We start from the raw sequence: 21,304 nt of genomic DNA, 5'->3' as shown, positions 1-21,304 counted from the left end.
ACTGGGTGATTCGGGCGATCCGGCCAGGTGACGCGGGCGGTTCGGTGATGCGGACGAGGCGGTCGGGCGACTCGGCGGTTCGGTGATTTGAGCGAGGCAGGCCAAGGGTTCGGGCAAGGAGGATGTCACCATGCGCATCGGTGGACTGGCCAGCGGTCTCGACTGGGAGCAGCTCGTCGAGCAGCTGATGCAGATCGAGCGGCGGCCGCTGCTGCTGCTCGAGCGGCGCAAGCTGGAGATCGAGTCCGAGAAGAACGCCTGGAGCGACATCCGCTCCCGCATCGACACCCTGCAGGACCGCATCGCGGATGTCCTGGCGCAGGACCTGTTCTGGCGGCCGCGGTCCACCAGCAGCGACGAGGCACGGGTGACGGCGGAGGCTTCCGCCGCCGCCACCCCGGGCACCTACACGGTCGAGGTGCAGCAGCTGGCCACGGCCCACTCCATCGCCACCTACGACCCGGTGGCCGACCCCCAGGCCGCGCTGAACCTGAGCGGGACCTTTCGCATCACCGTCGGCAGCACCAGCTTTGACGTCACCGTCGACACCACGGACTCCCTGAACGCCATCCGCGACCGGATCAACGCGGCGGTCGAACAGGCGGTGCAGGCGGACCCCGCGGCGGAGGCCAGCGCCGTGCGGACGGAGGTGATCGGCGGCCATCTGGTGATTACCCGCACCCACACGGGCCAGGGCGCCATCGACATCAGCGATGTGAGCGGCACGGTGGCCCAGTCCCTGGGGCTGATCGACGCCGCCGGTGCGGAACGCCGGGTGCTGGTCACGGGCCAGGATGCCCAGTTCACCGTCAACGGCCTCGCCTTCACCCGCTCGTCCAACACCGTGAGCGACGTGGTCCAGGGGGTCACCCTGGAACTGCACCAGGCCGCCCCGGGCAATCCCGTCACCGTCACCGTGGCCTGGGACGACGACGCCGTGGTCGGCGCGGTGAAAAAGTTCATCGAGCAGTACAACAGCGCCCTGTCCTTCATGGCACAGCAGCAGGACTACCAGGGCGCGGGCGGAGGCAAGCTGGGGGGCGACGTGCTCCTCACCACCCTGCGCAACGAGCTGCGGCGCATGGTCTCGGACCCCGTGGCGGCGCTGGCGGGTTCGACCACCCTGGACCGGCTGGCCGCCGTGGGCATCACCACCCAGGACAAGTCGGGCACCCTGCAGCTGGACGAGGCGAAGCTGCGGGAGGCGCTGGCGGCTGACCGGGCGGGGGTGCAGCGGCTGCTGGCGGGCGACCCCGACGCCTCCGCCACCAGCGACGACGGGGTCTTCGTGCGGCTGCAGAAGGCCCTGGACGGATGGCTCAAGACGAACACCGGGCTCTTCGACCGGCGCATCGACTCCCTGGACGACCGGGCCCGGGACTACGCCGAGCAGATGGAGCGGATGGAGTACCGCCTCAAGTTGCGGGAGCAGAACCTGACCCGGCAGTTCGAGGCGCTGGAGACCCTGCTCTCCACCCTCCAGTCCCAGGAGCAGTGGCTGGTCCAGCAGGTGAACCAGCTGGCGTCCCTGCGGCCCAAGGACTGAGGGCGATGGGACTTGGGATGACAGGACGGGGCCAAGCACGGCTGGATCGACCTGATAATGGAGGATGGATTTCGTCCGCCGAAGCCGGGGTGAGCGCGAGGGCAACCGCGGCGCGAACACACGGGTAAACGGCGGGGCCGGCGGCTGGTGGGACCGCGGGTGCAAGGCAGGGTAAAGGCCGGGTTGAATGGCAGAGCAAAATGCCGGCGGGACGACAGGGTGACGGGCAGGGCAGCCGGCCCAGCGCGGCCGGGCAGCAGGCGGGAGGGGTTGGCCCATGCTGAAGGCAAGCGGCGGCCAGGGCGGAATCGCTGAGCAGGGCGAAATCGTCGCGGGTGTGAAGCCGGAGCCGGAGACCGGCGGGATGCTGGGATCGGAAGCCGCCGGATCCGCAACCGGCCGGCGCTCGGGCGAGGCGGGGGCACCGGCGCAGGGGGCCCGAGGGGGAGGGGTCTTCCCCACCGGCCTGCCTCGGCGGGCTGTTGCCCATCCGGCCCGGTCCTACGTGGCGACCCGGGTGCTGACGGCGCCGCCCCAGGTTCTGGTCTTGATGCTGATGGACGGCGTGCTGCGGGAGGTGGCCCGCGCCCTGCAGGTCGACCTCAAGGCCCCCGGCGGCCGCGAGCGGCTGCACCGGGCCCTGACCCGCGCCCAGGACTTCCTGCGCGAGCTGATGCTGGCCCTGGACCACCAGCAGGGGGGCGAGCTGGCCGCCCGGCTGACCGCCCTGTACCTGTTCTGCCAGGAGCGGCTCATCGAGGCCAACGTGAAGGCCAACCCCCGGCTGGCGGCCGACGCCGTACGGGTCCTGGCCCCCATACGGGAAGCCTGGGCCGCCCTGTGCACCGAGGGCGCGGGTGGAACCCGTCCGGCGCCGTCCCCGGAGGTGCCGTCATGAGCGAGACCGACCTCTGGGAACTGGTGCTGGAAACCCGCAAGGACCTTGACCGGTGGATCGAGCGGGGCCGGCGGGCCCAGGCTGCCGCCGGGCGGGGTGACTGGGAGACCGCCCGGGCGGAACTCGAGGCCCGCCGGTTCCTCCAGGAACAGGTCAGCGCCAGGCTGCACCGGCTGCATGCGGGGGCGGCCCCCGGCGGCCGCGGCTTGCCCGGCGGGGAGGCTGCCCGGCAGTGGCTGGCCCAGCTGGAAGAGCACCTGCGCCAGGCCCTGGAGGCCGACCGCCAGCTCCGCCTGGCCCTGGCCGTCCGCCATGAAGCCCTGGCCGAGCGGGCCCACTTCCTCGAGCAGGCCCGGCGGGCCGTGGCCGCCTACGCCCGCAACGCGCCGCCGTCGACACCCGTTGACAGCGCCAATTGACACCACGACGCGGGGGTTGCTAGACTAACGTGGGTTTTCGCAGGCCCGGCCGGTTCGTCCGCTCGATGGCACGGGACGCGCCGGAAGAACCGGCCGCGGGGCGGGACGCTGCGGCCTTCCGCCACCCCACCGCCCGGGCCGCAGGGATGGAGGCTCCTTCTCCTCGGAGAAGGGGTCGTTTTATCTCTATCTCTGTCTCGCGGAAAGGAGGAACCCCGCGTGACGCGAGCCAGGGGCCGCCACCTGTTTACCTCGGAATCGGTGACGGAGGGCCACCCCGACAAGATCGCGGACCAGATCTCCGACACGGTCCTGGACGCCATCCTCGAGCAGGATCCCCAGGCCCGGGTCGCCTGCGAGACGGCGGTGACCACGGGCATGGTCCTGGTGATGGGTGAGATTTCGACCACCTGCTACGTCCACATCCCGGCGCTGGTCCGCGACGTGCTGCGCGAGATCGGCTACACCCGGGCCAAGTACGGGTTCGATGCGGACACCTGCTCGGTGCTGACGGCCATCGACGAGCAGTCGCCGGACATCGCCCAGGGCGTCCTCGATGCCTGGGAGGTGCGCCACGGCGAGGCCCCGCCGGACGACTTCGCCCGCATCGGCGCCGGCGACCAGGGGATGATGTTCGGCTTCGCTTGCCGGGAGACGCGGGAGCTGATGCCGCTGCCCATCACCCTGGCCCACCGGCTGACCCGGCGGCTGGCGGAGGTGCGCAAGTCCGGCCTGCTTCCCTACCTGCGCCCCGACGGCAAGGCTCAGGTGACCATCGAGTACGACGGGACGCGTCCCGTCCGCGTGGAGGCCCTGGTGTTGTCGACCCAGCACCGGGAGGACGTCAGCCGCGCCCGGCTGGAAGAGGACCTGCGCCAGCACGTCATCGGCGCTGTCGTCCCGGCGCCCATGCTGGACGAGAAGACGCGGATCTACATCAACCCCACCGGGCGGTTCGTGGTTGGCGGGCCCCAGGGCGACGCCGGTCTGACGGGCCGGAAGATCATCGTCGACACCTACGGCGGCTATGCCCGCCACGGCGGTGGCGCCTTCTCGGGCAAGGACCCGACCAAGGTCGACCGTTCCGGCGCCTACGCCGCCCGCTGGGTGGCCAAGAACGTGGTGGCGGCGGGCCTGGCGGAGCGCTGCGAGATCCAGGTGGCCTACGCCATCGGCGTGGCCCAGCCCGTGTCCATCCGGGTCGACACCTTCGGCACGGGCGTCATCCCCGACGACCGGATCGAGGAACTGGTGCGGGAGCACTTCGACCTGCGGCCGGGCGCCATCATCCACCACCTGAACCTGCGCCGGCCCATCTACCGCCAGGTGGCCACCTACGGCCACTTCGGGCGGCCCGATCTGGACCTGCCCTGGGAGAAGATCGACCGGGCAGCCCAGTTGCGGGAGGCGGCGGGGCTGGGGGCGATGCCCGACGATCCGCTGGCCGAGGTGGCGGTGGCGCTGTAGGGTCCGGTGCTTGCAGGGCGCGACCGGGGCCGGTTGCGGGCCGCGGCCGGGGTCGCGGGGCCGCAGCCCGGTCGCAGGGCTGCCGATAAGCCGTCCGGCCGAGGAACGGCCCTGCGGCACGGCAACGCGCCACCCGGTGCAGCCAGAGAATGTGACCGGGTGCGGATGTGACCGGGTGCCCGTCGCGGCAGGCCTTCGGGGTTGCAGCCTTGTACAGCCGCTTTGACGGGCCTTATGCGTCCTGGCCGGGCAGGCGGCGGCGCCCCGCAGGGGGCGGCGGCCGGTCCGGCCTTTTCCGTCTTGGGGACCGCCCGGGTGACGGTTCGTCCGCTCAGGGACCTTCCGGCCCGCCACGGCATACCTTGGAACCGCGACAGCGCCATTACGACCCTGACCTCCCGGCCCCACGGGGGTGCCGAGTCCATGGGGCACGATGCCGTGTGGTGGGCCCTGGCGGTCCTGGCCGTCGTGACGGCGGCCGGTGTGCTGGGCGCGTTGCGGGGTGCATGGCACCGCGGGCGGCGCCGGGTCCAGCCCCAGGGGTGGGAACCCTGGCCCCTGGTGGTGCTGGTGCGGGACGCGGCTTCCTTCATCGAGGGATTCGTGGAGGACCTGGCCGCCCTCGCACCCGGTTCGCCCATCGTGGTGGTGGACTGCGGGTCTGCCGATGAAACCGCCGCCATCCTCTACCGTTTGCGCCAGCGGGTCCCGACCCTGCAGGTCCTGCGCTGGCCGGCCCAGCGTTCGGGGGCGCCCGGCCCGCTGGAGGCGGCGCTTTTCGTCACCGGGGCGCCGCTGGCGGTGACCATCGACCTGACGAATCCCGGCGGATGGCGCTGGCAGGACCTCCGCGTACCCCTCATTCACCTGCTCGAGGCGTCGGCATCCAGCAGGAAATGCATGACAGGTTGAGAATGAAATAAGGACCGCGACACGGGGTGGGGGTCACGATCGCCGGTGAGGTCCTGGCGTAGCCCGCAGCGGGTGTATATCCTGGCCGTCGGTGTGGGCGGGATGGTGGCTCTGATCCTGGCCTTGCGCCAGTGGGAGCCCGTTCCCGCCCTGCCCATGTTGATGATGCTGGCCGCGGCCGTCCTGATGGACGCCTACCCGCTGCCGATGCCCGGCGGCGGGGCGATGTCGCTGACTTTCGGGGTCACCCTCACGGCCCAGTTGCTGTACGGTACCGTGCCCGCGGCCATCATCAACGTGCTGGGCAACCTCATCGGCTACGGGGTGCTGAACCGCCGGCCTTGGGACCGCACCCTGTTCAACGCCGGCCAGTTCGCCCTGACCATCCTGACGGCAGGGGCCGTTTCGACGCGGCTCGGCCTCCATCCCTGGCCCGCGCCCACGGGGATCACCGTTCCGCCGCTCCACCTGGTCTTTGTTTATGTGGCGATCTACTGGGTGATGAACAATGCCCTGGTGGGCCTGGCCCTTTACTATCACCAGGCCCATCCCACCCGGGAGTTCCTCCGCCTGTTCTTCCGCTGGTTGCCGGTGGATGCCCTCAGCACCGCCTTCGCCGTGGCCGCCCATTCGGTGGTGATGATCGCCTTTCAGGCGTACGGTGAAATCGGCATGGCCGTGGGCCTGACCCTCTTCCTGATGATCAACTACCTGCTCCGCCTGCACATGCGGCTGGTGGAGGCCCACCACGACCTGCAGTCGCTGTATGAGATCACCAAGGGACTGGCTTGCGTGCTGGAACTGGACGATGCCTTCGGCTGGATCGACCGGGCCGTGCAGCAGCTGGCACCGTCGGACGCCTTCGCCGTCTACCTGGCGGAGGAGGGCGACGTGCTGCGCCTGCAGCATGCGGTCCATCCCGATGCCGGGGAGGTTCAGGGCCGGGTGGCAGGGGAGGGGGCTGTCCGGCGGGCCGCCAGGGAGCGCCAGCTTGTCGAGCACGTGGACGAGCCCACCCTGGTGACGGAGAACTTCGAGCCGTCCAGCGTGCTGGCGGTGCCCCTCTCGGCCGACGAGCGGCTCATGGGCTGCCTGTGCCTGGCCCGGCGCCACCGGGCCTTTGGCGATCGCGAGCGGCGCCTGCTGTCCATCCTCGCGTCGCCAATGGCCATGGCCATCCAGAACGGCCTGATCTATGGCCGGACCCAGACCATGGCCCACACCGACCCGATGACGGGCCTCTACAACTACCGGTTCTTCAGCATGCGCCTGCGGGAGGCGGTGCGGCGGGCCAGTGCTACGGGCCAGCCCCTGGCGCTGATCCTGATCGACCTGGACAACTTTTCCGACATCAACAACCAGTTCGGCCACCGGGACGGCGATCACGTCCTGCGGCAGTTCGCCGACCTTTTGCGGCATTCGGTACGCCAGCAGGACCTGGTTGCCCGGTATGCGGGCGACGAGTTCGTCGCCATCCTGCCCGGTGCCCGCCGGGAAGAGGCCGAAGCGGTGGCCGACCGCATCCGGGAAGCCGCCCTGAGGTACCGTTTCACCGACCTCTCGGGCCAGATCTTCTTCCCCCTCCGTTTCAGCCTGGGGGTCGCCGTGTACCCCTATGACGGCCCCTCCGATGAAGACCTCATCGCCGCCGCCGACCGCAACATGTACCGCGAAAAGCGCCACCACCGGGAGCGGTACCGCCGCGAGCACGCGTGAGGCTTTTCCGGCCGGCGGCCGCCCAGGGCTGTCACCGCCTGGCGAGCGCAGGGAGAGGGGCTGGGAGGCGATGCCCCCGCAACGTTCCGGGGAGTGCCGGGCAGGCTGGGCCTTCACCGGCCCCCGCCCGAGGCCAGGGGGGAACTGGCAGAAGGTGTGGGCCGCCGTGCGCGACGAGCTCCTGGCCTGGGTCTTCCCCTGGCCACCCTATTGCCTGGGCTGCGGGGCGGACCTGCCCCACTGGCCGCCGGCCGACCCTGCGATATGCCCGCGCTGCCAGGCCCGGCTGGGACACGAGCCCGGCAGCCGGTGCCTGTGGTGCGACCGGCCTGCCTGGCTTGCCCATCCGGACGAACCCTGCAGCCAGTGCCGCACCCTGGGACCGCCCTGGGTGGCCGTCCGGGCGGTGGGGACTTACCGGGGCCTCTTACGGCGCCTCATCCTGCGGATGAAATACGAAGACGAGCCCTACCTGGCCGAACTCCTGGGTCGCGCCATGGCCGCCCGGACCGGGGGCTGGCCGGCAGCGGCGCTGGTTGTACCCGTGCCCATGCACCCCGACCGGCTGCGCCAGCGGGGCTTCAATCAGGCGATCCTTCTGGCTCGGGCCGTGGCCCGGACGGGAGGCTGGCAGCTGGCGGAAAACCTGCTGGTGCGGCGCCAAGCCGGAGCCGGCCAGGCCACCCTGGGGGCGGCGGGGCGGCGGCTGAACGTGGCCGGCGTCTTCGCCCCCTCGCCCAGGGCCCGTCGGCTGGCGGGGCGGCCGGTTCTTCTGGTGGACGATGTGCTCACCACCGGGCGCACCCTGGCTGCGGCCTGCGAGGCCCTCCAGGCGCTGGGGGCGGGGGCTGTCTACGGCCTGGTGGCAGCGGCCACCCCCCTCCAGCCCGCCCGGTATACCGCGCCCGAACGCTCGGGGGAGATGATGCCGTTGTAACGGTGCCGCAGTCCCCTCTAAACATCACGACCCGGCGTCACGAAAACCGGGTTAGTCACAGCTGGCGAGGAGGACGGGGCAATGATCATCTCCCGGCAGCAGGTCTTGAATGCGCTGAAGGCCTACGGCATGCAACCAGGCGCCGGTACCCCGGCCGCTGGCCCGGCGGGGAGCCCGGGTCCCGTCCAGCCGGCCGCACCCGGAGTGTCTTCGGGTACCGGGGCAGCCGGCGGCGCACCAGTACCCGGCCGCGATCGGGTCGACCTTTCCCCCGCGGCCGCGGCAGTCCAGCGGCTGGTGGACGAAACCCGCGGGTTGCCCGAGGTTCGGGCGGAGCGGGTGGCGGCGTTGCGGGCGCAGATTGCCCGCGGGGAGTACCGGATCGACGCCCAGCAGGTGGCGGAGCGGATGCTGTACCGCCTGCTGGCGGACCGGGTTCAGGAGGACCGGTGAGCATGGCGCCCATTGTCCCGGCCCGGCCCGGCCCCGCCCTCCCGGCCGCCGGCGAAGGATCGGAGCCCGCCCCTGCCATTCCCGTGGCCCCGGCCCCTGCGACCGGCGAGGCACCGGCCGCACCTGCCGCAGCCCTGGCGCATCAGCTGGTCGCCCAGCTGGCGGCCATGGTGGAACCCTGGGCGCGGCTGCTGGAAGCCACCCGGGCGACCAACCGGGCCCTGGTTGCGGGGGACCCGGCGGTCATCGAGGCGGCCCTGGCCTCCGAAGAGGAATGCCTGCGGGTGATCGGCGAGCTGGAGCGGCGCCGGTTCGACCTGCAACAGGAGCTGGCGGCGGCATGGGGGCTCGATCCCGCCCGCTTGTCCTGGGAGGAGCTGGCCCGCCGCGTTCCCGACCTGGCCCCGGCCCTCGCCCGCTGCCGGGATCCCCTGAAGGCGCTGGCAGAGGGTGTAGAGCAGCTCAACCGCCAGAACCGGGCGCTGGCGCGCCAGGGCCTGGCCTGGGCCCGGTTCGGCCTGCAGAGCCTGGCGGCGGCCCGAGGTACCGCCGGCCCGGGGTACGGACCCGACGGCCAGTTGCAGTGGCGGCCGCCGGCCCTGGCCGTGGACCGGGCCTTTTAGGCTTCTTATGTTAGGCATTTAGGTGTTTAGGCGTTTCAAGGGTCAAAGGATGATGCCCCCGTGCGCAGCACCTTCTTCGGACTCGAACTGGCCCGGCTCGGCCTCTGGGCCCAGCAGCGAGCCCTGGATGTGACCGGGCACAACATCGCCAACGCCAACACCCCCGGTTACTCCCGGCAAGTGGCGCGCCTGGCGCCCACGCCTGCCTACGCGCCACCCTCCCGGGCCATGGCGGTGGAAGCCGGCCAGGTGGGGACCGGGGTGCAGGTGGCCGGGATCCAGCGGGTCCGGGACCTGTTCCTCGACCGGCAGGTGCGGGACTTGCAGGGGCAGCTGGGACGCTGGCAGGTTCGCACCCAGACCCTGGCGGAGTTGGAGACCATCCTGGGCGAACCATCCGACGCCGGCTTGGCCCGGGCCCTCGCCGACTTCTGGGAGGCCCTGGGGGTCGTGGCGAACCGTCCTGACAGCCTGCCGGCCCGGACGGCGGCCATTCAGCAGGCCCATACCCTGCTGGAACGCTTTCAGGAGGCGGACCGCCAGCTGGCGGACCTCCAGCGCAACCTGGACGCCAGCATCCTGGCCCGGGTCGACCGTGCCAACCAGATCGCCACCCAGCTGGCCGACCTCCACCGCCGCATCCAGGTCGCCACCGCAGCGGGGCAGTCGCCCAACGACCTGCTGGATGAACGGGACCGGCTGGTGGAGGAGCTGGGCGGCCTGCTGCCGGTCCGGGTGACGGAACGGGAGGGCGGCGCCCTGCGGGTCGAGGTGGCCGGGCTGCCCCTGGTGGACGGCCGGGTCGTCCACCTGCTGGTGGTCCGGGAAGAACCGGTCGCGGCCACCGGCGCCGGCACCGGTGGCGCCGGCAGCCCGGGCGGGGGGCCGGCCCCCGGCGATCCGGGTGCCGGCGACCTGGTGGTCCGGATCTACTGGTCGGGAACGGCCCAGGTCCTGGCGGAGGGTACCGGGACGGGTGCCTTGGCCGGTGAGCCGGGTGCCGGCACCGGGGCCGGACCCGCCCTCCTGCCCCTGGACGACACGGTGCTGGAGGGCGGCGAGATCGACGGCTTTCTCGAGTCGCGGGACCGGCTGGTGGCGGGCTTGCGGCAGGATCTGAAGGCGCTCTTTTTCGCGCTGGCCACGGCCGTCAACCAGGTCCACCGGCAGGGGTACGGGCTCAACGACGCCCCCGCTCCCGGCTCCCAGGGCGGCGGGGCAGGCCGGGACATGTTCCTGCTGGGGACGGGGACCGACCTGCAGGCGGTGGTGGTCAATCCCGCCCTGGACGATCCGGCCAACCTGGCAGCGGCCCTGGAGGCCGGTGCGCCCGGAGACGGGCGCAATGCCTTGGCCCTGGCGCAGCTGCGCCACGCCGCCCTGGCTCTGCCCGGCGGGGCGCCGGCCCAGGATTACCTGGAGAGCGTGGTAGCGGGGCTGGGCATCGCGGGGCGCCAGGCCCAGGAAGGCCAGCGCACCACCCAACTGCTCATGGATCAGGTGGCGGCCCAGCGGGAGAGCGTGCGAGGCGTTTCCCTGGACGAGGAGATGACGCAGCTGGTCCGGTACCAGCACGCCTACGCGGCGGCGGCCCGGCTGGTGACGGCGGTGGACTCCATGCTGGCCGTCCTCATCGAGCGGACGGGCCTGGTGGGTCGTTGAGGCGGCGTCCTCGAGGGCTGCTCACAGGAGGGAGCACGGGTGCGCATCACCGGCGGAATGATGATCACCACCCTGCTGGCCGACCTGCGCCGGGCTCAGCAGCGGCTGAGCACCTTTCAGAACCAGCTGGCTTCGGGCAAGCGGGTGCAGCGCCCTTCGGACGATCCCGTAGCCACCGTGGACAGCCTGCGCCTGCGGGCGCGCCTGGCCGAGGTGGAACGCCTGCGGGCCAACGCCCAGGATGCCCGGGACTGGCTCGAGATGACCGACAGCGCCCTGGACCGGGCGACCCAGATCCTCCAGCGGGCGCGGGAGCTGGCGGTCCGGGCGGCTTCGGGTACCCTGCCGGACAGCTCCCTCCAGGCCATCCAGGCCGAGGTCCAGCAGTTGCAGGACCACCTGCTGGAGGTGGCCAACAGCACCCTGGGCGACAGCTACCTGTTTGGCGGTTTCGGGACGCAGCAACCGCCCTTCGTGGCCGATCCGGCCAGTCCCAGCGGCGTCACCTATCAGGGAATCAACGGGCCCATCCAGCGGGAGGTGGCGCCCGGCACCACCCTGACCATCAACGTGCCCGGGGACGCCGCGTTCGACCCGGCTTTCGCGGCCCTGAGCGGGTTGCAGGTGGCCCTTCAGAATCGGGACCTGCAGGCCGTATCCGCAACCGGGATCGCGGCTCTCGACCAGGCACTGGACGGCCTGCTGCGGTTCCGCGCCGAGGTGGGGGCCAAGGTGAACCGAATCGAGCTGGGTCTTTACCGCATGGACGAGATCCGCGTCGACACCGAGCAGCTGCTGAGCGGCGTAGAGGATGCGGACATCGCCGAAACGGCCATGCGCCTGTCGGTGTCCCAGGCGGCGTACCGGGCGGCGCTGATGGCCGGTGCCCGTATCGTCCAGCCCACCCTGATGGACTTCTTGCGGTAACCGGGATGGACTTCGCGCGGTAACCTACGGCCCTCCGTAACGGCGGCGCCGTGGAGTCCTCCGGCTGCGCAACCAGGTCTCCCCGGGAGGAACCCTAAGCCAGGTTGCGAAGGTTCCACCGAGGTGAGCACCGGGTGAGCGACGCGCAGCAGAAGGGACACGCAGACCGGAACCATTCCCAGTCCCAGCCCCAGCCCCAAACGGCATCGGTACCCGCCACGCCCATCCGCTTCGGCACCGACGGCTGGCGGGCGGTCATCGCGGAAGAATTCACCTTCGCCAACGTACGCCGGGTCGCCTGGGCCCTGGCGGAGCATCTCGAGGCCACCGGCCGCGCCGGCCAGGGCGTGGCCGTGGGCTATGACTGCCGGTTCCTCTCGGACCGGTTCGCTGCGGCGGTGGCGTCGGTGCTGGCGGCTGCCGGCATTCCCGTCCTTCTTTCCCGGTCCGCCTGCCCGACGCCGGCGCTGAGCTGGGCGGTCGTGTCGCGAAAGCTTGGCGCCGGTGTCATGATCACCGCCAGCCACAACCCGCCCGAATACAACGGGTTCAAGCTCAAGGGCTGGTTCGGAGGCCCGGCCCTGCCGGAAGAAACCCGCCAGCTGGAGGCGATCCTGGCCCGGCAAGAAGCCGGGCGGGCCGGGGCTGCGCCGCCGGCCGGATTGGACCTGACGGAAGCCCGGCGCCTGGGCCGGGTGGAAGAGGCCGACCTCGTCGGCCCGTACGTCCAGCAGCTGCGGAATCTGGTCGACTTCGAGAGGCTGCGGGCGGCCCGGCTGCGCCTGGTGGCCGACCCGATGCACGGGGCAGCCCGCGGGGTCTTGGCGGACCTTCTGCGGGAGGCCGGCGCCGAAGTGACCGAGATCCGGGGCGAGTTCAACCCCAGTTTCGGCGGACTGGCCCCCGAGCCCATCGCCCGCAACCTGGGCCCGGCGGTGGAGACCGTACGGCGCCTGGGGGCCCAGGCCGCCCTGGTCACCGACGGGGACGGCGACCGGGTGGGGGCGGTGGACGCCACCGGCGAGGTGCTGGACGCCCAGCGCATCTTCGCGCTGCTGCTCCAGCACCTGGTGGAAGTGCGCGGCTGGAGGGGGTCGGTGGTCAAGACCTTCGCCGGCACGCGCATGGTCGACAAGCTGGCGGCCCGGTACGGACTGCCCTTCCATGAGACGCCCATCGGCTTCAAGCACGTCTGCGAATATGCCCTCAAGGAAGACGTCCTCATCGGCGGCGAGGAAAGCGGCGGCATCGGCATCAAGAACCACATGCCCGAACGGGATGGCCTTCTCTGCAACCTGCTGCTGGCGGAGATCATGGCGACCCGCGGCCGCACCTTGGGCGAGCAGGTGGCGGCCCTGATGGCGGAGATCGGGCCGCACTACTTCCAGCGCCGCGACCTCCACCTGACGCCGGAAGGGAAGAACCGGCTGATGGCCCTGCTGCGGGACGACCCGCCGGCCCGCCTGGCGGGCTGGCCGGTGGAGAAGGTCGACCCCTTGGACGGCTACAAGCTGATCTTCGGGCCGAGCCGCTGGATCCTCTTCCGTGCTTCCGGTACCGAACCCGTGGTCCGCGTGTATGCGGAGGCCGAATCGCCCGAGGAGGTCGGTGCCCTGCTGGACGACGGCCTCCGGCTGGTGGAGTCCGCCACCCGCTGACCGGCCGGTCTTGCACCGCGGGCACCGCCGGCACCGTCGCCCCGCAGGCCCGTGGTCCGCGGCCTGCAGGCCCGTAGCCCGCGGCCCGGGCGGGCACCGGCGGTTCTTCGAATGTTGCAGGGCGTGGTGGCCTGTTCGTCCGGAATTTAACGAAGAATGGATAGGCTCGGATGGTCCCTGGTAGGGAACGGAGGGCCGGTTATCCCCAGCCCAATGAACAAGGAGGTGCCGGCCCTTCGCCGTACAAAAGGGGCGAACTCGTACTTATCAACAGATCATCCACATTATCCACAGTGGCCCGGGGGCAGACTATCCACACCAGGCATCGCCGGGAGCGGTGATTGGTACCATACTTTGGAATCGGGGCCCCGGCCGCAGGTACGCGGAGCGGGCAGGTTGAGTCCCCGCTGAGAACCGGGAGAGCCGGCCGCCCGCCGCCTTCGCCCGGTAGGAGGACGCCGGTCGGGTGCGGAACTACTGCAGTAGTTCAGGGGAAGGAGTGAGGGCTGTTGAACATCGCCATCTACGGCAAGAACATCGACGTCACCGAAGCCCTCAAAGAGTACGCCCGCAGGAAGGTTGGCAAGGTGGCCCGCTACTTCAACGGCGAACCCCTGCAGGCGCAAGTCACCCTGAGCATCGAGCGGGACCGGCACATCGTCGAGGTCACCATCCCCGTACCCACCAACGGCCTCCTGATCCGCGCCGAGGAAGAATCCGACGACATGTATGCCTCCATCGACATGGTGGTCGACAAGCTGGAGCGCCAGATCCGCAAGTTCAAGACCCGCCTGAACCGCAAGGCGCGTCGCCTGGAGGCCACCACCGGCCAGGTCGTGACCGAGCTGGATACCGCCGTGGACGAACCGGCGTGGCCGGAGGGAGAGGAGGAAGGCCGGGTCGTCCGCACCAAGCGTTTCGCCGTCAAGCCCATGACGGTGGACGAAGCGATCCTCCAGATGAACCTGCTGGGCCACGACTTCTTCGTCTTCGCCAATGCCACCACCGGCCAGGTCAACGTGCTGTACCGGCGGCGTGACGGGCAGTACGGCTTGATCGAGCCGGAGTTCTAGGCCGGGGGAACGGGTCGAACGCGGCCACGGGCCCGGCGCCCGTGGCCGCGTTCGCTTGCGCCCGCGCCGCGGCCCCGCGGCCGATCCCGGATCGGACGGCCGTCTTCTGGTCCCCAGTTGCCGGGTTCTGGCTACGCCACCGATTGACCTCGAATCTCGCTCCCTCCGCTGCTCGCCCCGGGCCGCTGGCTCCCGGATGGGATGGGTGAGGTTGGATGCGCGCTGCGATTTCCAATTTCGACACTTCTCGTCTCCGTACGGGAAGGAGAAACCCGTATCCGCGGGTTCCGCTGGGGGAGCAGGGATTTTGGGACTATACCGGACCCGTGGGGGAGGTTAAGGTGGAGAAAGGCAGAATCGTCTATTCCTGACACCAGGGGCCGTCACCGCGGCCGGCGGGAGGATGCTACGGGTGTCGCAGCAATCGTCGTGGTCCGATCAGACCGCCCGGGCCATGGAGTCCGCGCTCCTCGGTCTGCCGGGCGTGCTCTCGTCCCATGTGGAGGTCGACGCCGGCGGCCGTGTTCAGGAAATCCACCTGCTGGCAGGACCCGGACGGGCCGAGCACCAGCTGTTTCGCGATGTCCAGTCCCTGATGGCCATCAGCTTCGGTCAGGACGTGGAGACCGGTGCCATTCACCTCACCCGGGTCGGTGCCGGTGACGAGTACGGGGAGTCCCGCTTGCGCCTTCTCCGTCATCGCCTGGAGACCGAGGGGACCCAGATCGGCGTCGTGGTGGAACTCGGCAACGGCGAGCGGATCTTCCGGGGCGAGGCCCGCGGCACGCGAGGCCCCACTTCCGTCCTCCGTATGGCCGCTGCGGCCACGGCGCGAGCCGTCGTCGCCGCCCTGTACCGCATGGTGGAGGTTGAGGTGTTTTCCGTGCAGCGGGTACGGCTCGGCCACCGGGCTGTGGCCCTGGTAGGCATCACGGCCGGGGGCGGCATTCTGCCCGTGCAGGAATACGTGGGCGCAGTCCTCATCAAGCTGGACGAGACGGAGGCCACGTGCCGGGCAGTGCTGGACGGCGTGAACCGCTTCTTTGCCCTGGCCGGGCAACTGGCACCGGAAGGAATCAGCGGTAGGACAACGAATGTGTGAAGCACGCGCTGGCACGGATTACCGGCCGCTCTCAGGACACGGACTTCCAGGGCGAATCCACCGTGCCGCGGCGATGTTTGTCGATACGAAGTTTTGACAACAGGTTTCGGTTACTGTGGCCGGGTTTTACGCAGCGTGGCCATGAGCGGAGCTCGCTTCCCGGCGGTCGAGTGACCGCCGCGGGGGCAGATCGAGCGGAGTGATTCTTCATGGCCCGCGTGATCAAGGTTCTGCTTCTTCTGGCGACCCTGGTTCTGGCTGCTGGTTCGAGCGTCCAGGTTAGCTGCTAGCTGCTGGCTGCCCTCCGGCCACAGTAACCAGTTATTGTTAAAAGGGATGTGAACATGCTCGCCTTGCCAAGGGACCCGAAGGTTAAGTACCTGATTTACGCGTTGGTGACAACAAGCATTGTTGCTTGGACCTCAGTATTGCTTAATCAAGCCAAACCAAACCATATTCTGCTATTATTCTTCTTTACTCTTCTTGCTGAAGCCTTTCCAATTCAGATACCTGCTATTCGTGGTTCTGTATCATTAAGCTTCATCCCGATATACGTTACAATCATGTCGCAAGGTGTTTGGCCCGGTGTGGTGGTCGCAACTCTAGGAACTGTCCGGCCCGCGGACTTCGCGGGTATGCCTGTACGGGCTGTTGTTTTCAACCGTATTCAACTTGGAGCCGCGGCAGCCGCAAGTGGAATCGTGTTCCATTGGTTGGTTAAGGGTGAGTCTATAACTGATCCGTGGGTTGTATTTAGTTTTGCGGTAGCGGCCGCTGTCTATTTTGCCACTAACATTGGTCTCTCAATCTTGTATCTGAAGCAATTCAGCCAGGCAAGTTTGGGGAAGCTGGTTCACCAATTCAAGAGTACAGTTGCCCTGAATTATCTTGCGCTGATGCCTTTGGCGTATTTAATTGCCGTTATTGAAGAGCGGGTTGGCTTGTTCGGAGTGCTTCTTTTTATGTTGCCGCTCGTCGTTGCCCGATTCTCCTTTCAGAGATATGTTGACATTCATCAGATGTTTCTTGGAACCATTCGTGCCCTTGCTCTTGCTCTTGAAGCTAAGGATCGTTACACGTACGGCCACGCCGACAGAGTGGCCAGGTTGGCTGTAAATATCGGGCGCCAGCTCAACTTGAACGATATTGAGTTGGAACAATTGCAGTATGCCGGAATCCTTCACGACATTGGCAAGATTGGTGTCCGTGACGAGATCTTGAACAAACCAGGCAAGTATTCTCCGGAAGAATACGAGGAGATGAAGAAGCGCCCTGTTATTGGTGCCCGTATCGTAAGTGGTGTCAATTCCTTAGAGACAGTTGCCTACTGGATTCGCCACCATCACGAAAGATATGACGGTACGGGCTATCCGGATGGACTCAAGGGAGAGGAAATTCCTTTGGGTTCACGGATCATCGCTGTTGCTGATGCATTTGATGCTATGCTTTACGATCGTCCCTACAAGGCAGGTCGGCCCTTGCCCGAGGTGATTGATGAGTTAAAACGTTGTTCTGGAACGCACTTTGATCCAAAAATCGTGGATGTGCTGCTTGATCTGATATCGAACCCTGAACGGGTTGCCGATCTAACACGTCCTCCGGAGCTTCAATTCATCCAGTATCTCGCAACACTATACGGCTGGGTTCCCAGGTCGCCCAGGGATTATGTGGATGATGTCGCAGTAGCTGCCGAAGAACCCCTCTTGGTAGTGGACGATGATGCCTCGCATGATGCATACGTGCCGAGGCAGTGAGGGCCGGAACCGGGGTGATGGGTGCCGATGTTCCTTTTTGCCTTGGCTTTGGCCATGCTTGTTGGCTGGTTGCGAGGCGGCACCATTGTTAATGTGGCAAGGCTCCCGTTGCGCTGGGGGCTGGCCGTGCCTGTGCCCTTTGCCATTCGCGCCGTGCTGCTGCACACCGAGGCTTCGAGCAATCCATGGCTCCATCATTGGTCACCCGTACTGCAGGGAATAGCTTATGGGTCAATGGTCATTCTTGCTCTGGTCAATCGCCACCTCCCCGGGGCAGCCTTCCTGATTACGGGAACCCTCGCCAATGCCCTCGTCATCATGGCCAACGGTGGGCGGATGCCGGTCAGTGAATGGGCGGTTCGGGTTGCCGCCGGGGGGGCGGACCGGGCTACGGCCCTCACCCTTCTGCGTATGGAGGACAGCCTCACCCACCAGCTGCTGGGACCGGGGACGCGGCTTCCCTGGCTGGCGGACATCATCCCTTTGCCTCGACCCTTCCCCTTCCCCTCCGTCGCAAGTGCGGGAGATGTAGTGCTGGCAATCGGCCTGATGTGGCTCATCCTGGCGGCCATGGGGAAGCGGGCCGGGACGGCCGTTGATGAATCGGGCCACCCTGACCCGGGCGCAGGTCCGGCGAAGCGGGCACTGGATCGGTGTGGCTCGCTATGACGAGGGTAGGCCAAACCGCCGGCCCAACCAGCGCCGGGCGCTTCCAGGCGCCGGGTGCCCTTCGGGCGTGGAGGGGGCCCGGGCACGTGGTAAAATAACTAGGACGTACAGGACGACGGGTGGACCGCGCCAGCCGGGTTCAGCCGGCCCTGCGGGGGATCCGGATCTGCGACCGGGCGTGACAGCATCCCCGCACAACGGCGTCCCCGCACATCGGGGCGCGCGCCGTGGCACCGGGTGACCGGGTTGAGCCGTGCCGCCCGCCATCCGTTCGGGCCGCAGGTAGCCCGTGGCGAGGAGGCCAACAAGGCAAACGATTGAGACGGGCTTACGAAAAGGCTGGGTCGGGCTTTAGAGGATACTGCAACCCGCAGTGAATCCGGCTCGGTGGATCCGGCGCGATGCACGGTGCGGCCGCATTCCCCTATGCCGCCGACCGGCTCAGGTGTTTGGGCCCGCTGAGGTGGACGCGGGCCGGATTCCGCGGCGTGAGAAGCTAGCGGCGGGTGGAGCGTCCAACCAGCGGTCCGCGGCCTGGTGCCGATTCGACCGTGCCGGCGCGACTCCAGACGCCGGTTTTTTCTTCAGGAGATGAGAACGCCATGCTGGGGCTGTTGCGCAACCTGTTCAACTACAACGAGCGGGAGATCCGGCGCCTGTCGCGAGAGGTCGAGCGGATCAACGCCCTCGAGCCGGAGATGGTGCGTCTCACCGACGCCGAGCTCCGCGGCAAGACCGGCGAGTTCCGCCAGCGCCTGGCCGCCGGGGAGACGCTGGACGATCTTTTGCCCGAGGCTTTTGCCGTCGTCCGGGAAGCGGCCCGGCGCACGCTGGGGATGCGGCCCTTTGATGTCCAGCTGATGGGCGGCATTGTCCTCCACGAAGGCAAGGTCGCCGAGATGAAGACCGGCGAAGGCAAGACTCTGGTGGCGACCATGCCAGCCTACCTGAACGCCCTGCTGGGACGCGGCGTCCACATCGTCACCGTGAACGACTACCTGCCGCGGCGCGACGCCGAGTGGATGGGCCGGATCTACCGCTTCCTGGGCCTGACGGTGGGTGTCATCGTCCACGGGCTGAGCTTTGACGAGCGCCGCCGGGCCTATGCGGCCGACATCACCTATGGCACCAACAACGAGTTCGGCTTCGACTACCTGCGGGACAACATGGCGCTGTACCCCGACCAGATCGTGCAGCGCGAGCTGTATTACGCCATCGTCGACGAGGTGGATAGCATCCTGATCGACGAGGCGCGCACGCCGCTCATCATCAGCGGCATGGCCGACAAGCCCACCGAGCTCTACTACCAGTTCGCCCAGATCGCCCGCAAGCTGGAACGGGACCGGGATTACACCGTCGACGAGAAGGCGCGCACCGTCGCACCGACGGAGGAGGGCGTCCACCGGGTCGAGCAGATGCTGGGCGTCGAGAACCTCTACGCGCCCGACAACCCCGTGGACTACGCCCACTACCTGATCAACGCCCTGAAGGCCAAGGAACTGATGCGGCGCGACGTGGACTACGTGGTGAAGGACGGCCAGGTGATCATCGTCGACGAGTTCACCGGCCGCCTGATGTTCGGCCGCCGCTACTCCGACGGGCTGCACCAGGCCATCGAGGCCAAGGAGAACCTCAAGATCGAGCGCGAGTCCCAGACCCTGGCCACCATCACCTTCCAGAACTACTTCCGCATGTACCAGAAGCTGGCCGGGATGACCGGCACGGCGGCTACGGAGGAAGAGGAGTTCTCCAAGATCTACGGCCTGGACGTCGTGGTGATCCCGACGAACAAGCCCATGATCCGGCGGGACCTGCCCGACGTGATCTACAAGACCGAGGCGGCCAAGTTCCGGGCCGTGGTGGAGGAAATCGCGGAGTGCCACCGGCGCGGCCAGCCGGTGCTGGTCGGCACCATCTCCATCGAAAAGTCCGAGCGCCTCAGCGAGATGCTCAAGCGCCGCGGCATCCCGCACCAGGTGCTGAACGCCAAGTACCACGAGCGGGAAGCGGAGATCATCGCCCAGGCCGGCCGCGTGGGCGCGGTGACCATCGCCACCAACATGGCCGGGCGCGGCACCGACATCCTGCTCGGCGGCAATCCCGAGTTCCTGGCGCGCCAGCGCATGCGGAAGCTGGGCTATGAGCCCGACGTGATCAGCGCCGTCTCCGGACAGCTGGACCCGGACGACCCGGAGCTGGCCGAGGCCCGCCGCGATTACCTGCGCCTCCTGGAAGAGGCCAAGCGCGAGACCGAAGCGGAGCATCAGCGGGTGGTCGAACTCGGCGGCCTGCACATCATCGGGACCGAGCGGCACGAGTCCCGGCGCATCGACAACCAGCTGCGGGGCCGCGCCGGGCGCCAGGGAGACCCCGGCTCGTCCCGGTTCTACCTTTCCTTGGAAGACGACCTGATGCGGCTGTTTGGCTCGGACAGCATCCGGAGCATCATGGACCGCCTGGGTGTGGAAGAAGACGAGCCCATCGAGCATCCCCTGATCACCCGCGCCATCGAGAACGCCCAGCGCAAGGTGGAGCATCGCAACTTCACCCTGCGCAAGCAGGTGCTCGAGTACGACGACGTGATGAACAAGCAGCGCGAGGTGATCTACGCCGAACGCCGGAAGGTGCTGAGCGGCGAGGACGTGCACGAGCACATCCTGGGCATGATGGACGACATCATCCAGCATGCCCTGGACAACTACTGCAACGAGCACGCCCACCCCGAAGAGTGGAACCTGGAAGGGCTCGTGGAGTACCTGGAGGGCAACTACCTGCCCGCCGGCACCCTCAAGGCGGAGGAATTGGCCGACCTGGGCCGCGATGCGCTGGCCCAGGAGATCAAGGCCGCGTTCCTCCGGATCTATGAGGAGAAGGAGAAGGCCATCGGCAGCGCCATGATGCGCGAGCTGGAGCGGGTCGTGCTGCTCCGGGCGGTGGATCAGAAGTGGGTCGACCACCTGGCGGCCATGGACGATTTGCGGGACGGCATCGGCCTCCGGGCCTACGGCCAGCGGGACCCGCTGCTGGAGTACAAGTTCGAGGCCTTCGAGATGTTCCAGCAGATGATCGAAAGCATCAAGGAAGACGTGATCCGCATCCTGATGCACATGGAGGTCCGGCCGGGCCAGGCCGAGCCCCAGCGCCGGCGAGTGGCCGTGGGGGCCCGGGAGGAAAGCGGGCGGGTGCCGGTGTTCGCCCTGGCGGCGGGTGCCGGCGGAGAGCACGAGGACGGTCAGGGCTTGGCCCCTGCCCGGGCCGGTGCCGGTCCCATGGGCGCGGCGGCCTCGCCGGCCCAGGGCCCGCGGGAGCCGGTGCGGGTGCAAAAGGTGGGGCGAAACGACCCTTGCCCTTGCGGGAGTGGGAAGAAGTATAAGAAATGTTGTGGCCGGACGGCCTGATGGCCGGCCCCGGCGGCGCCCGCCGGCGCGAGCGGGACCTGCAGGGGCAGGTGCAACGGCATCGCAGGTGCAACGGCATCAGGGGAGGAT

17 protein-coding genes are annotated in these 21,304 nt (G+C 68.5%); all 17 read left to right on the top strand.

The annotated features are described in order from the left end of the window. Positions 1-130: 130 nt before the first annotated feature. The 17 genes from fliD (at position 131) to secA (ending at position 21,214) form a co-directional block, all read left to right on the top strand. Complete coding sequence (gene fliD, locus THESUDRAFT_RS09960) at positions 131-1,546, top strand: flagellar filament capping protein FliD (RefSeq protein ID WP_006904666.1); 1,416 nt, start codon at positions 131-133, stop codon at positions 1,544-1,546. A gap of 277 nt (positions 1,547-1,823) precedes the next feature. Next, positions 1,824-2,444 carry a flagellar export chaperone FliS gene (gene fliS / locus THESUDRAFT_RS12475; protein WP_006904665.1) on the top strand — a complete coding sequence of 207 codons (621 nt, stop codon included), beginning with the start codon at positions 1,824-1,826 and terminating at the stop codon, positions 2,442-2,444. Beyond that, on the top strand, positions 2,441-2,863 hold the full coding sequence (locus THESUDRAFT_RS09950) for a hypothetical protein (RefSeq protein WP_006904664.1): 423 nt from the start codon (positions 2,441-2,443) through the stop codon (positions 2,861-2,863). The genes fliS and THESUDRAFT_RS09950 overlap by 4 nt, the downstream gene beginning before the upstream one ends. Positions 2,864-3,082: 219 nt before the next feature. Then, positions 3,083-4,330, top strand: coding sequence for a methionine adenosyltransferase (gene metK / locus THESUDRAFT_RS09945; protein WP_006904663.1), 1,248 nt, complete (start codon positions 3,083-3,085; stop codon positions 4,328-4,330). Between the two features lie 315 nt (positions 4,331-4,645). Continuing rightward, positions 4,646-5,242: a glycosyltransferase family protein gene (locus THESUDRAFT_RS09940; RefSeq protein WP_242823316.1), complete on the top strand. Its 597-nt coding sequence runs from the start codon at positions 4,646-4,648 to the stop codon at positions 5,240-5,242. 45 nt (positions 5,243-5,287) lie between these two features. Beyond that, positions 5,288-6,958: a GGDEF domain-containing protein gene (locus THESUDRAFT_RS09935; RefSeq protein ID WP_006904661.1), complete on the top strand. Its 1,671-nt coding sequence runs from the start codon at positions 5,288-5,290 to the stop codon at positions 6,956-6,958. Between the two features lie 166 nt (positions 6,959-7,124). Continuing rightward, positions 7,125-7,895 carry a ComF family protein gene (locus tag THESUDRAFT_RS12470; protein WP_242823315.1) on the top strand — a complete coding sequence of 257 codons (771 nt, stop codon included), beginning with the start codon at positions 7,125-7,127 and terminating at the stop codon, positions 7,893-7,895. Positions 7,896-7,976: 81 nt separating this feature from the next. After that, complete coding sequence (gene flgM, locus THESUDRAFT_RS09925) at positions 7,977-8,348, top strand: flagellar biosynthesis anti-sigma factor FlgM (protein ID WP_006904659.1); 372 nt, start codon at positions 7,977-7,979, stop codon at positions 8,346-8,348. 2 nt (positions 8,349-8,350) lie between these two features. Continuing rightward, the gene (locus tag THESUDRAFT_RS09920; protein WP_006904658.1) at positions 8,351-8,971 is read left to right on the top strand and encodes a flagellar protein FlgN; all 621 of its coding nucleotides are present in this window, start codon (positions 8,351-8,353) and stop codon (positions 8,969-8,971) included. A 60-nt stretch (positions 8,972-9,031) separates the two neighbouring features. Further along, on the top strand, positions 9,032-10,633 hold the full coding sequence (gene flgK / locus THESUDRAFT_RS09915) for a flagellar hook-associated protein FlgK (protein ID WP_006904657.1): 1,602 nt from the start codon (positions 9,032-9,034) through the stop codon (positions 10,631-10,633). A 39-nt stretch (positions 10,634-10,672) separates the two neighbouring features. After that, a complete protein-coding gene (gene flgL / locus THESUDRAFT_RS09910) occupies positions 10,673-11,560 on the top strand; it encodes a flagellar hook-associated protein FlgL (RefSeq protein ID WP_006904656.1) in 888 nt (295 codons plus the stop codon). Between the two features lie 134 nt (positions 11,561-11,694). Beyond that, complete coding sequence (locus THESUDRAFT_RS09905; protein ID WP_006904655.1) at positions 11,695-13,218, top strand: phosphoglucomutase/phosphomannomutase family protein; 1,524 nt, start codon at positions 11,695-11,697, stop codon at positions 13,216-13,218. A 509-nt stretch (positions 13,219-13,727) separates the two neighbouring features. Further along, on the top strand, positions 13,728-14,291 hold the full coding sequence (gene hpf / locus THESUDRAFT_RS09900; RefSeq protein ID WP_006904653.1) for a ribosome hibernation-promoting factor, HPF/YfiA family: 564 nt from the start codon (positions 13,728-13,730) through the stop codon (positions 14,289-14,291). 412 nt (positions 14,292-14,703) lie between these two features. After that, complete coding sequence (locus tag THESUDRAFT_RS09895) at positions 14,704-15,393, top strand: hypothetical protein (RefSeq protein WP_006904652.1); 690 nt, start codon at positions 14,704-14,706, stop codon at positions 15,391-15,393. Between the two features lie 344 nt (positions 15,394-15,737). Then, positions 15,738-17,147, top strand: coding sequence for an HD-GYP domain-containing protein (locus THESUDRAFT_RS13035; RefSeq protein ID WP_006904651.1), 1,410 nt, complete (start codon positions 15,738-15,740; stop codon positions 17,145-17,147). A 27-nt stretch (positions 17,148-17,174) separates the two neighbouring features. Next, positions 17,175-17,816, top strand: coding sequence for a DUF5317 domain-containing protein (locus THESUDRAFT_RS09890; RefSeq protein WP_006904650.1), 642 nt, complete (start codon positions 17,175-17,177; stop codon positions 17,814-17,816). A 602-nt stretch (positions 17,817-18,418) separates the two neighbouring features. Further along, positions 18,419-21,214: a preprotein translocase subunit SecA gene (gene secA / locus THESUDRAFT_RS09885; RefSeq protein ID WP_006904649.1), complete on the top strand. Its 2,796-nt coding sequence runs from the start codon at positions 18,419-18,421 to the stop codon at positions 21,212-21,214. The last annotated feature ends 90 nt before the right edge of the window (positions 21,215-21,304 follow it).

The organism is Thermaerobacter subterraneus DSM 13965, from assembly GCF_000183545.2.
Taxonomy (GTDB): Bacteria; Bacillota; Sulfobacillia; order Thermaerobacterales; family Thermaerobacteraceae; genus Thermaerobacter; species Thermaerobacter subterraneus.
The sequence above is the reverse complement of the archived record's forward strand: the minus strand, read 5'-3'. Positions and strand labels throughout refer to the sequence as shown.

What these genes read in the sequence shown, in the direction of transcription:
- fliD (WP_006904666.1), top strand. Translation starts at nt 131, where the DNA reads ATGCGCATCGGTGGACTGGCCAGCGGTCTCGACTGGGAGCAGCTCGTC.
- fliS (WP_006904665.1), top strand. Translation starts at nt 1,824, where the DNA reads ATGCTGAAGGCAAGCGGCGGCCAGGGCGGAATCGCTGAGCAGGGCGAA.
- THESUDRAFT_RS09950 (WP_006904664.1), top strand. Translation starts at nt 2,441, where the DNA reads ATGAGCGAGACCGACCTCTGGGAACTGGTGCTGGAAACCCGCAAGGAC.
- flgM (WP_006904659.1), top strand. Translation starts at nt 7,977, where the DNA reads ATGATCATCTCCCGGCAGCAGGTCTTGAATGCGCTGAAGGCCTACGGC.
- THESUDRAFT_RS09920 (WP_006904658.1), top strand. Translation starts at nt 8,351, where the DNA reads ATGGCGCCCATTGTCCCGGCCCGGCCCGGCCCCGCCCTCCCGGCCGCC.
- THESUDRAFT_RS13035 (WP_006904651.1), top strand. Translation starts at nt 15,738, where the DNA reads ATGCTCGCCTTGCCAAGGGACCCGAAGGTTAAGTACCTGATTTACGCG.
- THESUDRAFT_RS09890 (WP_006904650.1), top strand. Translation starts at nt 17,175, where the DNA reads ATGTTCCTTTTTGCCTTGGCTTTGGCCATGCTTGTTGGCTGGTTGCGA.
- secA (WP_006904649.1), top strand. Translation starts at nt 18,419, where the DNA reads ATGCTGGGGCTGTTGCGCAACCTGTTCAACTACAACGAGCGGGAGATC.